This window comes from Pedococcus ginsenosidimutans (assembly GCF_039544395.1).
GTDB classification, from domain to species: Bacteria; Actinomycetota; Actinomycetes; order Actinomycetales; family Dermatophilaceae; genus Pedococcus; species Pedococcus ginsenosidimutans.
Genome location: NZ_BAABLO010000001.1, coordinates 476510 through 489449, shown reverse-complemented (window position 1 = coordinate 489449; position 12940 = coordinate 476510). Strand labels below are relative to the sequence as shown.

Here is a 12940-nt window from a genome sequence, read left to right as displayed (position 1 = left end):
GTGTTCAGGGAGGGCTGCGGGGGCTGTCGGCGGCGGGTGCCCCGTGTCAGGCGCGGCGACTAGGGTTCCCTCCGTGAGCACCGCCCTGTACCGCCGCTACCGGCCCGAGTCCTTCGCCGACGTCATCGGCCAGGAGCACGTCACCGAGCCGCTCATGCAGGCGCTGCGCACCGGGCGCGTCAACCACGCCTACCTCTTCTCCGGCCCCCGCGGCTGTGGCAAGACGACCAGCGCCCGCATCCTCGCGCGCTGCCTCAACTGCGAGCAGGGGCCGACGCCGGACCCCTGCGGCGTCTGCGACTCGTGCGTGGCGCTCGCGCGCGGTGGTTCCGGCTCGGTCGACGTCATCGAGATCGACGCCGCGAGCCACGGTGGTGTGGACGACGCGCGTGACCTGCGCGAGCGCGCGTCTTACGGGCCTGCCCAGAGCCGCTTCAAGATCTACATCATCGACGAGGCCCACATGGTCACGCCGCAGGGCTTCAACGCCCTGCTCAAGATCGTCGAGGAGCCGCCGGAGCACGTGAAGTTCGTCTTCGCGACGACCGAGCCCGAGAAGGTCATCGGCACGATCCGCAGCCGCACCCACCACTACCCCTTCAGGCTCGTGCCGCCCGGTCAGCTGTCGGACTACATGCAGCGGCTGTGCGAGCAGGAGGGCGTCGCGGTGGCGCCGGGGGTGCTGTCCTTCGTCACCCGCGCCGGTGGCGGCTCGGTCCGTGACTCGCTGTCGGTGCTCGACCAGCTCATCGCCGGGTCCACCGACGAGGGCCTCACCTACGAGAGCGCCGCCGCCCTGCTCGGGTTCACCGACGGCGAGCTGCTCGACGCCACCATCGACGCGTTCGCCGTGGGCGATGCGGCCGGGGTGTTCCACCAGGTCGACCGGGTCATCGAGACCGGGCTCGACCCGCGCCGGTTCGTCGAGGACCTGCTCGAGCGCCTCCGCGACCTCATCGTCGTGGCTGCGGTGCCCGACGGCGCCTCGTCGGTGCTGCGCGGCCTGCCCGAGGACCAGCTCGAGCGGATGCGGGAGCAGTCGGCAGCGTTCGGCAACGGCGCGCTGTCCCGGGCCGCCGACATCGTCAACGCCGGGCTCACCGAGATGACCGGGGCCACGGCCCCGCGCCTGCAGCTCGAGCTCATCTGCGCCCGCGTCCTACTGCCGGGTGCCTCCGGCGAGAGCGGGTACGCCGCGCGCCTCGACCGCCTCGAGCGCCGCCTCGACGTCGAGGGGGTGCCCACCGTCGCCGCTCGCGTCCAGGCGCCCGTCCAGCCGGTCGCGTCCGCGGCCCCCGCTGTCCCGGCCGGCCCCAGCGCCCCGGCCGCACCGGCCCAGCGGCCCGAGACCCCGCTCTCCGCACCACCGACCGTGACCACGCCCGTCGTCGAGCGTCCGGCCGAGGGCGTGACGCGCGAGGGCGTCGAGCCGGCGCCGGAGCCGGAGCCGGATCCCGAATCGGAGCGCGAGCACGACCCCGGGCACGACTCCGAGCACCGCCCGGAGCCTTCGCAGGCCCAGCGGCCGCAGGGAGTCGAGCAGCCGCCGCCCACCCAGGCCCAGTCGGCACCGGCCGAGTCGGCACCGGCCCAGTCGGCACCGGCCCAGTCGACGCAGGACCAGGCGCAGCCGGAGCGCCCCGCCGCCGGCGGTCTGGACACGGCTGCCATCCGCCGCGCGTGGCCCGACATCCTGGGCTGGATCTTCAAGCACAAGCGCACCACCTGGACCCTGCTGTCCGAGCACGCGACGGTCCACGAGTTCGACGGTCGTCGGGTGGTCCTCGGCATCTCGACCGTGGGGATCGCCAACACCTTCCGGCACGGCCCCCACGCCGACCTCGTCCGCCAGGCGCTCATCGACGTGCTCGGGGTCGACGCCCGTGTCGAGGGCATCCCGGTGCCGGACGCCCGGCTCTCGGCGCCCAGTGGCGAGTCGCACCCCGTGGTCGGTCGTGAGGAGACGTCGCAGGGCTTCCACGAGCCGGGTTCCGCCGCTGCCGGTGGTGGGTCGGCGCCGGGGGGAGGCGCGCCCGGTCCCGCCGCCGGTGCGTCGCCGTCCGGTGACGCCGGTGGGCGCGCTGCCGCCGCCTATGCCGCGAGCGGTGCCGTGGCCCCGACCCCGGAGTCCGGTGACGGCGGGTGGGCCAGTGCCGCCTCGGCACCCAGCAGCGGCCCGTCGTGGGCCACCGAGCCCGCACCGGGGTCCCCGGCCATCGCCGTCGCCCCCGCCCAGCCCGGCTCCCTCCTCGCCCGGGCCAAGGCCGAGGTCGCGGCCGAGGAGCCGGAGCGCACGCCGGAGACCTACGTCGCGGACGACAGCGCCGCCAGCGACGACGACGAGGACATCGAGGCGGTCGGCGACGTGGGCCGCCCGGTCATCGAGCGGATCCTCGGCGGCAGGGTCATCGACGAGGGCTGACGCCGTGCTGACCCGTCCGACTGCCGCCGAACGCGCCGCCACCCTCCCCGGTGACGACCTGCTGGCGGGCGCGGACGTGGTCATGGACCGCGCCTTCAGCCTCCCGGCACCGCCCGACCAGGTCTGGCCGTGGCTGGTGCAGCTCGGCAAGCGGAGGGCGGGGTGGTACCTCCCGGCGCTCCTCGAGCGGCTGGTCCCGCCCGCCCGCCGGGGCCTGCGGCACCTGGACCAGCGCCACCTCGGGCTGGCCGTCGGCGACGTCATCCCCGACTGGGGTGGCCGCGACGCCACCTTCACCGTCGCGTCCCTCGAGCCGTCCGCCCACCTGCTGCACACCTCCACCCGGGGACACACCCACCTCACGTGGTGCCTGCGGCTGCGTCCCGAGGGGGCGTCGGGCACCCGGCTGCACCTGCGGCTGCGGATGGCCCCGGTGAAGCACCCGGTGCTGGCCGGCCGGCTCGGCGGCCTCGTCGACCAGCTGACGGTCATGGGCCTGGCGGCAGGGCTGCGCGAGCGCGTCCGGTCGGGTGGCTGACACCGGCAGGGCATAGGCTCACCCGTGTGTACGAAGGCGTGGTCCAGGACCTCATCGACGAGCTCGGGCGACTGCCCGGGGTCGGTCCCAAGAGTGCCCAGCGCATCGCCTTCCACCTCCTGCAGTCCGACGCCGTCGACGTGAAGCGGCTGGTCGACGCCCTCACCGAGGTCAAGGCCAAGGTGCGCTTCTGCGCCACCTGCGGCAACGTCGCGGAGGGCGAGCAGTGCCGCATCTGCGCCGACCCGCGCCGCGACGTCAGCTCGATCTGCGTCGTCGAGGAGCCCAAGGACGTCGTGGCCATCGAGCGGACGCGGGAGTTCCGCGGCCGCTACCACGTGCTCGGCGGCGCGATCAGCCCCATCGAGGGTGTCGGCCCCGACGACCTGCGCATCAAGGAGCTCATGACCCGGCTGGCCTCCGGCGAGGTCACCGAGGTCATCATCGCCACCGACCCCAACCTCGAGGGCGAGGCGACCGCGAGCTACCTCGCCCGGTTCCTGCGCCCCATGGGGCTCAAGGTCACCCGGCTCGCCTCGGGACTGCCCGTGGGTGGAGACCTGGAGTATGCGGACGAGGTCACCCTCGGCCGCGCGTTCGAAGGAAGGCGTTTGCTCGATGTCTGAGGACCTCAAGGTGCTGGCCGACGAGTCTGCCGGTGACGCCCGGCACTACCTCGCCACCGTGACCGAGGTGGCCTCCGGCTCCGCGCCCGACGCAGCCATCCCCATGACCCTGCTGGCGCTGTCGCAGGCCCTGGTCATGGGCACGAGGCTCGCCGCGATCCAGGACATCGTGCCGGCCGAGCGCTTCGAGGCCGACACGGCCGAGGCCGAGCTCGACCCGCTGCGCACCGGGTTCGCCAACCTCTTCGAGGGCCTCGACGAGTACGCCGACGTCGTCGACCCGGTGACCTCGCCCGAGCTGACCACGGGGTCGCTGTCCAACGACGTCGCGGTCGTGGCCGGGGCCCTGTCGCACGGCCTGCGCCACTACGACGCGGGTCGGGTGTCCGAGGCGCTCTGGTGGTGGCAGTTCAGCTACCTGTCCGACTGGGGCGAGCGGGCGGCCTCGGCGCTGCGCGTGCTGCAGTCCCTGCTCAGCCACATCCGGCTCGACGCCGACGCCGAGACCATCTCCGAGGCGGAGTTCGACGCGCTCCACCCCTGACCGGGACCGGGCAACCGGCTCAGGCGATCCGGGTCCCGTTCGGCAGTCGGCGGACCGGGGTGCGCAGGCGTCGCCCGGCCACGGTCGCCGCACCGGTACCGGCGAGGAGCAGGAAGGCCAACCCGTACGGCCAGACCGGCGAGGTCTGCAGCGCCTTCTCGATGGGGTCGGACGACGAGGACGCGCTGGTGTCGTCGACCCAGCACTCGTCGCTGACCCCGCCCGGGCCGTTGCGGGCGAGCCTGGCGCCGCCGCTGATCCAGCGCATGGGGGTGAAACCTGCCGTCGCCACCTCGTTGGACTGGTGGCGCGGCTTGGACGGCGCCGCGTCGGCCACGACCACGAACGGGTTGAGCGGCAGCATCCACCAGATGCGCTCGGTGTGCGCGACGTCGGCGGTCCGGGTGAAGGTCGTGCAGTCGGCGCGGGTCGGCTGACCAGCCTTCATGAGCTGGTCGATCTGCTCCTGCGTGAGGGTGGGGTCGGAGGGGTCGATGTTCGGCGGCTGGTGGGTGTCGTACCAGTTGTCGGGGATCCCGAAGACCGTCTGCTGCTCCTTGTCGGTGACGAGGAACGCCGAGAGGGCGAAGCCGATGGTCGTCCCGAACACGAGTGCGCCCATGGTCAGGTAGGTGAGCACCGCCGAGGCGATGGGCCTGGCCGTCAGGGTGGAGAACATCAGCCCGACGGTGCAGACCACCGCGAGCACGAGCACGAGGACCAGCAGCGACAGCAGGATCCGCCCGAAGGAGATGCCGCCCTCGAACCAGGCCCAGGCCATGAAGGGCAGCGCGCTGACGAGGAACGCCATCGACAGCGCCCAGGCCGCGACGAGCTTGCCGAGCACGATGTCCCAGTGCGTGAGCAGCGTGGTCTGCAGCGTGGCGAGCACACCGTGCTCTCGGTCGCCGTTGACCGAGGTCGCCGTGAGCGAGGGGACGATGAGCATGGCGAGCCCGAGCACGAAGAACACGACCACGTCGTACATCGACTCACCGGAGCGCAGCTGCTCGTCGTTGGTGGCGTAGTAGGCGAGGAACGCCACGAGGGCGATGACGGCCACCCAGATGCCGAGGACCACGGGCCACTTGGAGGTCCGCACCCGCTGGCGCAGCTCCAGGGCCGCGACCGTCCTGATCCCGTGCCAGCTCATCGCCGGTCCTCCGTCGCTGCGAGGTAGGCCGACTCGAGGGCGCCCTGGCTGCGCGCGTAGCCGGTGACGCGGATGCCGTCGCGGACCAGGTCGGCCAGCAGCCGGGCGGCGTTCTCCTCACCGGCGACCTCGACCTCGGTGAGGCCGCCGCCGACCCGGCGCGCGGGCACGTGGTGGTCGGCCAGCCAGGCCGTGAGGCCGTCGGGGTCGAGGGAGTCGATGCGCCAGGACGCCGTGGCCGTCACGGCGTACTCGGCGTCGAGGCTCTGGGTCTGCAGGCTGCGGCCGCGCGCCACGATGACGGCGCGGTCGGCCACCTCCTGGAGCTCGGTGAGGATGTGGCTCGACACGAGGACCGTCTTGCCCTGGGCGGCGAGGCCGCGCAGCACGTCCCGGAGCTCGATACGGCTGCGCGGGTCGAGCCCGGAGGCGGGCTCGTCGAGCAGCAGCACGCTGGGGTCGTTGACCAGTGCCCTGGCCAGCCCCAGGCGCTGCTTCTGCCCGCGTGACAGGACGCGGGCCCGGCGGTCGGCGAGGTCGTCGAGGTGCACGGTCGCGAGGAGCGCGTCGGTCCGGGTCCGTGCCAGCTCGGGCGCGATCCGGTACGCGGCGGCGACGGTGAGGAGCACCTCCCTGACCGTGAGCGCGTCCCAGGTGCCGAACCCGTCGGGCATCCACCCGATCCGCGACCGCACCTGCATGGGCTGCGTGACGGGGTCGAGCCCGTCGATGCGGATCGCGCCCTGGTCCGGGACCAGGAGGGTCGCGAGCATGAGCAGCAGAGTCGTCTTGCCGGAGCCGTTGGGACCGATCAGCGCAGTGACCTCACCGGGGTTGGCCGTGAGGCTGATGCTGTCGACCGCGAGGACGTCGCCGAACGCGCGGCGGACCCCCTGAACCTCGATGGTCATGCAGGGGAAGGTAGCGCCTGCGTGGAGCCCGGACGCCGGTTTCGGCGAAGTGGTGCCGAACCGGTACTAGCGGTGCACCGGGGGCGCCGGGGCCGCTGACAACGGGGTCGCCTCGGCGAGGTCGAGCCGGTCGTTCCACCTGGCGATGAGGTCGACCGACTTCAGCAGCCGGGCTGAGACCGGCCCGGCGCAGCTCGCGACGTCGACGACCTCGCGCACCCAGGTGTCGACGTCGGCGCCGGCGGCGACGAGCCGGTAGGCGACGGCGAGGACGCCGGTGCTCTTCCACACGCTCTCGCCCGCGGGGATCTGGTCGATGTTGGGCCGGCCGCCAAGCAGCTCGTTGAGCCGGCGACCGACCGCGCGCGGCGGGCCGAGCGGGCAGTAGAGGCTGGGTTCCTCGAAGCTCGGCCCCGCCCCCGCGTACACGTGCTGCGGCTCGGTGGCGGCGACCGCGGCGACGGGCAGGCCGGGGAGGACGCGCACCCCGACGCCCCAGGTGACCTGCACGGCCTCCGGGACCCGGCGCGCCCACGCGACCGTCTCCAGGGCCGTCTCCCACGTCTCTCCCGGCATGCCGAACATGAGGTTGAGCACCGAGGTGACCTCGTGCCGGACCAATACGTCGACGAGCTGGTCGAGGTGGCGGCGTCGCACCGGGCGCCGGTTGGCCAGCAGGACGCTGTCGACGGCGGAGTCGACGGTGATCTCCGGGTAGCCGTTGGTGGCCTTGACGAGCTCGGCGAGCCGGTCGGAGAAAGGGCGCGGGTTGAGGTAGCCGGACCAGCGCAGGTCCGGCGCGTACCCGCGGTCGACGATGCCCTGCAGCACCGCGACGGCGTGGTCCTCGGTCGGGAGGTTGAGCTCCTCGTCGGCGAAGTGGATGTCGGCGACGACCCCCACCTCGCGCGACCGGGTGACCACCTCGCCGATCTCGTCGAGGACGAGGTCGAGGGAGTAGTTGGCGTTGACCCCGGAGGTGTTGGAGGACGTGCAGTAGGAGCAGAACATCCCGCAGCCGGTGCGGGTGCGCACCGGCACGGAGAAGACAGGGGCCCACCACGGGTCACGTCGCGTCGTCGTACCCAGCGCGGCCGTCGCCGGGCGCACGGGGAGGGTGCACCCCCGGTGGACGAGGCCGTCGACCCCGCTCAACGGCGCGGAGGTCCGGACCCGGTGCGCGAGGTCGACCACCGCGGCCTCGCCGTTGCCGAGGATGCCGAGGTCGACGCCGAGCTCGCCCAGCAGGAGCTGGGGAGCGGTCGGGAACGCGGCGCCGCCGACGACGAAGGTGGCCTCCGGGGCGCCCCTCCGCGCGGCGTCGACGAGCCCCCGGATCTGGCGCAGCAGCGGGGTGCTGTCACTGGACAGGTCGGAGCCGTCCGTCGTCTCGACCGGGACGAGGGTGTCCACGACGCGCAGCGAGAAGCCCACGAGTTCGGGGGCCAGCTCGCGCAGGCGGGTGGTGAGGTGGCCCTCCGCCTCGTCCTCGGGCCGCTCGAGGTACGGGTCCACGATGGACACGACCGCGCCGGACGCCTCGAGGGCGGTGCGCAGGCGGTGCAGGCCGTACGGGGGCACGGGGCGCCAGGCCTGCCAGGGGTTGGCGTGGACCAGGCAGATCCGCATGCCGGTGAGGTCGGCCCGCATCACCGGGACCGGTGTCTGGCTGCGCATGGCGTCGGTCGTCTCTTCCTGTCTGCGTCTCGAGTCAGCGGCCGGTCAGCGGCCGGTCGGCGCGTGGTCGGGGGCGTCGACCAGCATCACGACCTTGAGGTGGTGCCAGCTCCGGGCGGCGACGACGATCGCGGTCAGCCCGGCCACGGCGAAGGACCACCGGGGCCCGAGGTAGCCGCCGGCGAGCGCCCCCAGGCCGAGGGCGACCATGGAGGCGAGTCGGCTCGCACCGTTCGCGGCCGCGCTGACCTTGCCCCGGTCCGCCTCGACGGTGCGGGTGAGCAGCACCGGCCACAGGCAGACGGTCGAAGCCATGACGAACAGCCCGATGCCAGCGAAGGCGAGGGCCAGCACCACCTCGTCGGGGGCGGCGCCCGCCACGAGCATGGAGGCCCCGGCGCCGGCCACCCCACCGATCGCGAGGCGGACGCGCGAGCGCTCGGTGCGCATCGTGGACGCCCAGGCCGCGCCGGCCACGGTGCCGGCGGCGCTGGCCGCCTGGACGAGGCCGAAGACGGTGGTCGACGCGTCGAGGCTGTCCCGGACGAGGAAGACCTCGAGCACGTTGGCCGTCTCCAGCGCGAGGACGAACGGGACCATCGACGACAGCAGGGTCCAGCTGACCGGGTCGGCGTGCAGGACCCGGAAGCCGGCGGCCGACCAGACCTGCGCCGCGAGCGTGAGGGGGGCGCCGTGGGGGTCGCCGTGCCGGCGGGTCCGGACGGCGGCCGCGGCAGCGGCGAGGGCGACGAACGCCCCGAGCGCGATCCACAACGGCGCGTCGTGCCCGAAGTGGCCGGCGGTCACGCCGGCCACCGCGGCCCCGATGACCCCGGTGACGGCGAGCGCCCCCTGCTGGACCGCCGTGGCCCGGCCGAGGTTGTGCTCGCCGACGGCCCGCGGCAGGAGCGCGGCCCAGGTCGGGTTGGCGAACGACTGGCCGAGCTGGAGGGCGATGACGAACACGTACATCTGCGGCCCCGTGCCGGTCAGGACGAGGCCGGCGAGGGCGGCAGCCTGCACGAGGGAGGCGCAGACGAGGATGCGCCGGGAGTCCGAGCGGTCGGCCACGTGGCCGGCGATCCCCACGGTCAGGGCCATGGGCAGCGCGAAGGCCGCCAGTAGCAGCGCCATGCCGCTCGCGCCGCCGCCCTCGTCGTGGACGCGCAGCGTGAGCGCGAACAGCGTGAGGGTGTCCCCGGTGTAGGACAGCACCCGGGCGGGGAGGATGACGCGCAGGTCGCGGATGTGCCAGAGCGCGCCGCGGCCTCGGCTCCTGGCACCCATGGTCACAACCCCTGACGTGTCTCACCCGGCGTGCGCGACGGCATCGACGGGGTCCCTGCTCGACCCGCGGCACCCCGTACGAGGCGGGCGCCACCCACCGCCTCCGGTGCAGCAGCATGCACTGTAAACGGACATCGGTCCGTTCGCCGCCACAACCTGCTGGTCAATCCCCCGAGAGGCCGACCGCGTCCCTGCGCGACGGGCCACCGGTCCAGGGGTCGGCGTCCGGCATGCGGCAGCCGCGTCCCACCATGAGGACGGTCGTTAGACTGGTCGTTCCGCGCGGACGTGGACCCCACGTGCGCCCCCTGCACCGTCGTCTGGTCCCCAGGAGTCCCACCGTGCCGATCGTCGTCCAGAAGTACGGCGGCTCATCGCTGGCTGACGCCGCCAGCATCAAGCGGGTCGCCCGCCGCATCGCCGAGGCGAAGAAGGCCGGCAACGACGTCTGCGTGGCCGTGTCGGCCATGGGCGACAGCACCGACGAGCTGCTCGACCTCGCCAACGAGGTCAGCCCCCAGCCGCCGCCGCGCGAGATGGACATGCTGCTCACCGCGGGGGAGCGCATCTCCATGGCACTGGTCGCGATGGCGATCGCCGACCTCGGCTACACCGTCCGCTCCTTCACGGGCAGCCAGGCGGGCGTCATCACGGACTCCTCGCACGGCAAGGCGCGGATCATCGACGTGACGCCCGGACGCGTGACCGACGCCCTCGACAAGGGGCACATCGTCATCGTCGCCGGGTTCCAGGGGGTCAGCCAGGACACCAAGGAGATCACCACGCTGGGCCGTGGCGGCACCGACACCACCGCCGTGGCGCTCGCCGCGGCGCTCGGCGCCGACGTGTGCGAGATCTACACCGACGTCGACGGCGTCTTCACGGCCGACCCCCGGATCGTCCCCGCCGCCCGCAAGATCTCCCGCATCTCCAACGAGGAGATGCTCGAGCTGGCCGCGTCCGGCTCCAAGGTCCTGCACCTGCGCAGCGTCGAGTACGCGCGCCGCTTCGCCATCCCGATCCACGTCCGCAGCTCCTTCTCCGCGAAGGAGGGCACCATCGTCACGGACACCCCCACCACCACCAACGCAGGAGACACCGTGGAAGCCCCCATCATCGCCGGTGTCGCCCACGACCGCAGCGAAGCGAAGATCACGGTCGTCGGCGTCCCCGACCACCCCGGCAAGGCCGCCGAGATCTTCCAGACGTGCGCCGACGCCGAGATCAACATCGACATGATCGTCCAGAACGTGTCGGCGACCGAGACCGGCCTGACCGACATCTCGTTCACCTGCCCGAAGACCGACGGCCAGACCGGGGTGCAGGCGCTGCGCAAGGTGCAGCAGTCGGTGGGCTTCGGCTCGATCCTCTACGACGACCAGATCGGCAAGCTGTCGCTCGTGGGCGCCGGCATGCGCTCGCACCCCGGCGTCTCGGCCACGTTCTTCAAGGCGCTCGCCGACACCGGGGTCAACATCGAGATGATCTCCACCTCGGAGATCCGCATCTCCGTGGTCACCCGCGCCGACGTCCTCGACGACGCCGTCCGGGCGGTCCACACGGCGTTCGGCCTGGACTCCGCCGACGGGGAAGCAGTGGTCTACGGGGGCAGCGGCCGGTGACCTCACTCGCCTCGAGGGCCCCCAGGCCGACCCTGGCCCTGGTGGGTGCGACGGGCGCGGTGGGTTCGGTCACCCAGCAGGTGCTCGCGATGCGGGCCGACATCTGGGGGGAGATCCGGGCTGCTGCCGCGCCCGAGGACGCCGGGACCGAGCTGACCGTCTGCGGTCGTGACGTCGTCGTCCAGCACCTCACCCCCGAGTTCTTCGACGGGGTCGACATCGCGCTGGTCGACCTGCCGGCCCCGGTCGCCGCCGTCTGGGCGCCGATCGCGGCGGAGCGCGGCGCGGTCGTCATCGACAACAGCTCTGCGCTGCGCGGTGACCCCGACGTGCCGCTCGTGGTGCCCGAGGTCAACCCGCTCCAGGTCCGCAACCGCCCCCGGGGCATCATCGCCAACCCCGGCGCCACGACGCTGACCATGATCGACGCGCTCGGGGTCCTGCACGCCGGGTGGGAGCTCACCGAGCTCGTCGTCGCCACCTACCAGGCGGCTTCCGGTGCGGGACGGGCCGGTATGGCGCGCCTGCACGACGAGCTCGAGGTGGTGGCCGGCCACCGGGAGCTCGGGCAGCAGCCCGGCGACGTGCGACGGCTCATCGAGTTCGAGCTCGGGACGGAGTCCCCGTTCCCCGCGCCGCTGGCGCTCAACGTCCTGCCCTGGATCGGGACCGCGGCCGAGGACGGCTGGACGACCGAGGAGCTGAAGATCCGCAACGAGACCCGCAAGGTGCTCGGCCTGCCGGACCTGCGGGTCTCCGCGACCTGTGTCCGGGTCCCGGTGATCTCCACGCACTCGGTGGCGGTCCACGCGACCTTCGCCCGGCCGATCGACGTCGACGAGGCCCGCCAGGCGCTCGTGGAGGCACCCGCGGTCGTGGTCCTCGACGACCCGGAGACGGCCGAGTTCCCCACCCCCAACGACACGGTCGGCTCGGACCCGCGGTTCGCGGGCCGGCTGCGCCAGGCGCTCGACTTCCCCAACACCCTCGACTTCTTCATCTGCGGTGACAACCTGCGCAAGGGCGGGGCGCTCAACATGGTGCAGGTCGCCGAGCTGGTCGCCCGCGACCTCGCCGTCGTCGCCTGAGGGCAGGGGTCCCACCGGCTGGACGCATCGGTCCACGCGCTGGGCGCGGGCGCCGCGCCACGGGGGCGTGACGGACAATGGTGGCCGGGGCCGCGTTCGTCACGTCTCGGTGACGAACGCGTCGTCGCGCGTGTCGCTTGACATGTGACTCGTGTGACTGATGTGACGATTGGGGCTCCACGATGATGAGCCAGGGGGCAGAGGACATGGACGACGAGGACCGCACTCCGACGAGGGTCTGGCGGCGCCACCGGCTGCGCCAGATCATGCTGTTCGTCACCGTCCCGGGGGTGCTGCTCGGCACCGCGAGCATCACGGCTGCCTACTCCAGCGGGTGGATGACGCCGGCGCCGCCGAAGGCGGCGTGCCAGCCCACCGTCGTCCCCGCACCTGCCCGGGGCTCCTTCACCGTCAACGTCATGAACGCCACCGGCGTCAGCGGCACCGCGGCCAAGGTCGCGGCCGGCCTCGGCAAGCGGAAGTTCTCCGTCGGTGGGATCAGCAACGCGCCTGACTCCTGGTACGTGACGCCGTCCGCCGTGGTCCACCACGGTCCCAAGGGTCTCGACCAGGCGCTGCTCGTCGCGTCGCAGATCCCCGGGGCCAAGCTCTTCGAGGACACCCGCACCACCAGGACCGTGGACGTGGTGGTCGGTCTCGGCTTCAAGGGCCTCGTGCCGCTGCCCGCCCGGCTCAAGCCGATCCCGTCCGAGGTCGCGGTCAACGTCTACAACACGACGTACAAGACCGGCCTCGCCAAGACCGTCGCCGACCAGGTCGCGGCGCGCGGCTTCAAGGTCAAGGACGTCTCCAACGACCCGCTGCGCACCCTGCAGCTCGGCACCGCGGTGATCCGCTACGGCGAGGACGGCGACCTCGCCGCCGCCCTGCTCAAGCAGCACGTCCCGGGCGCCCAGCTCCTCAAGGACGACCGCCGGGGCACGGGGCTCGACCTCGTGATCGGCAACGCGTACACCGCCCTGGTGCCCCTCGCCGAGGTGCCGCCGCTGCCCGCCCGCCCCAAGCTGCCCACCCCCACCGTCGCCCGGCCCTGCGCCGACAGCTGACCGGG

General features: G+C 73.1%; 11 protein-coding genes. 7 read left to right on the top strand and 4 right to left on the bottom strand.

All coding sequences use genetic code 11. The annotated features are described in order from the left end of the window. Positions 1-73: 73 nt before the first annotated feature. Genes ABEA42_RS02410 through ABEA42_RS02395 form a run of 4 tightly spaced genes read left to right on the top strand, consistent with a single transcriptional unit; the run spans position 74 to position 4130 of the window. Positions 74-2422, top strand: a complete 2349-nt coding sequence (locus tag ABEA42_RS02410; RefSeq protein WP_345500906.1) for a DNA polymerase III subunit gamma and tau — start codon at positions 74-76, stop codon at positions 2420-2422. A 4-nt stretch (positions 2423-2426) separates the two neighbouring features. Next, positions 2427-2960 carry an SRPBCC family protein gene (locus tag ABEA42_RS02405; protein WP_345500905.1) on the top strand — a complete coding sequence of 178 codons (534 nt, stop codon included), beginning with the start codon at positions 2427-2429 and terminating at the stop codon, positions 2958-2960. Positions 2961-2986: 26 nt separating this feature from the next. Next, on the top strand, positions 2987-3586 hold the full coding sequence (recR, locus tag ABEA42_RS02400; protein ID WP_345500904.1) for a recombination mediator RecR: 600 nt from the start codon (positions 2987-2989) through the stop codon (positions 3584-3586). Continuing rightward, on the top strand, positions 3579-4130 hold the full coding sequence (locus ABEA42_RS02395; protein ID WP_345500903.1) for a DUF5063 domain-containing protein: 552 nt from the start codon (positions 3579-3581) through the stop codon (positions 4128-4130). The genes recR and ABEA42_RS02395 overlap by 8 nt, the downstream gene beginning before the upstream one ends. A 19-nt stretch (positions 4131-4149) precedes the next feature. Here ABEA42_RS02395 and ABEA42_RS02390 read toward each other — a convergent pair whose 3' ends face one another. The 4 genes from ABEA42_RS02390 to ABEA42_RS02375 all read right to left on the bottom strand — a co-directional run bounded on the left by ABEA42_RS02390 (position 4150) and on the right by ABEA42_RS02375 (position 9158). After that, positions 4150-5283 (bottom strand): ABC transporter permease, encoded by a 1134-nt coding sequence (locus ABEA42_RS02390; RefSeq protein ID WP_345500902.1) that lies wholly within the window; start codon positions 5281-5283, stop codon positions 4150-4152. Beyond that, a complete protein-coding gene (locus tag ABEA42_RS02385) occupies positions 5280-6194 on the bottom strand; it encodes an ABC transporter ATP-binding protein (protein WP_345500901.1) in 915 nt (304 codons plus the stop codon). The genes ABEA42_RS02390 and ABEA42_RS02385 overlap by 4 nt, the downstream gene beginning before the upstream one ends. 66 nt (positions 6195-6260) lie before the next feature. Beyond that, positions 6261-7871, bottom strand: a complete 1611-nt coding sequence (locus ABEA42_RS02380) for a B12-binding domain-containing radical SAM protein (protein ID WP_345500900.1) — start codon at positions 7869-7871, stop codon at positions 6261-6263. 45 nt (positions 7872-7916) lie between these two features. Continuing rightward, positions 7917-9158 (bottom strand): MFS transporter, encoded by a 1242-nt coding sequence (locus ABEA42_RS02375; RefSeq protein ID WP_345500899.1) that lies wholly within the window; start codon positions 9156-9158, stop codon positions 7917-7919. Positions 9159-9499: 341 nt separating this feature from the next. Here ABEA42_RS02375 and ABEA42_RS02370 point away from each other — a divergent pair, with 341 nt between their 5' ends. From ABEA42_RS02370 to ABEA42_RS02360, 3 genes are all read left to right on the top strand, one after another. Next, positions 9500-10780, top strand: coding sequence for an aspartate kinase (locus tag ABEA42_RS02370; protein WP_345500898.1), 1281 nt, complete (start codon positions 9500-9502; stop codon positions 10778-10780). Continuing rightward, the gene (locus ABEA42_RS02365; RefSeq protein ID WP_345500897.1) at positions 10777-11868 is read left to right on the top strand and encodes an aspartate-semialdehyde dehydrogenase; all 1092 of its coding nucleotides are present in this window, start codon (positions 10777-10779) and stop codon (positions 11866-11868) included. The genes ABEA42_RS02370 and ABEA42_RS02365 overlap by 4 nt, the downstream gene beginning before the upstream one ends. 185 nt (positions 11869-12053) lie before the next feature. Then, a complete protein-coding gene (locus tag ABEA42_RS02360; protein WP_345500896.1) occupies positions 12054-12935 on the top strand; it encodes a LytR C-terminal domain-containing protein in 882 nt (293 codons plus the stop codon). Positions 12936-12940 lie beyond the last annotated feature (5 nt).

Bases quoted from the DNA above. Each gene is read 5' to 3' on its own strand.
- ABEA42_RS02385 (WP_345500901.1), bottom strand. From the start codon at position 6,194: ATGACCATCGAGGTTCAGGGGGTCCGCCGCGCGTTCGGCGACGTCCTC.
- ABEA42_RS02380 (WP_345500900.1), bottom strand. From the start codon at position 7,871: ATGCGCAGCCAGACACCGGTCCCGGTGATGCGGGCCGACCTCACCGGC.
- ABEA42_RS02395 (WP_345500903.1), top strand. From the start codon at position 3,579: ATGTCTGAGGACCTCAAGGTGCTGGCCGACGAGTCTGCCGGTGACGCC.
- ABEA42_RS02390 (WP_345500902.1), bottom strand. From the start codon at position 5,283: ATGAGCTGGCACGGGATCAGGACGGTCGCGGCCCTGGAGCTGCGCCAG.
- ABEA42_RS02360 (WP_345500896.1), top strand. From the start codon at position 12,054: ATGAGCCAGGGGGCAGAGGACATGGACGACGAGGACCGCACTCCGACG.
- ABEA42_RS02375 (WP_345500899.1), bottom strand. From the start codon at position 9,158: ATGGGTGCCAGGAGCCGAGGCCGCGGCGCGCTCTGGCACATCCGCGAC.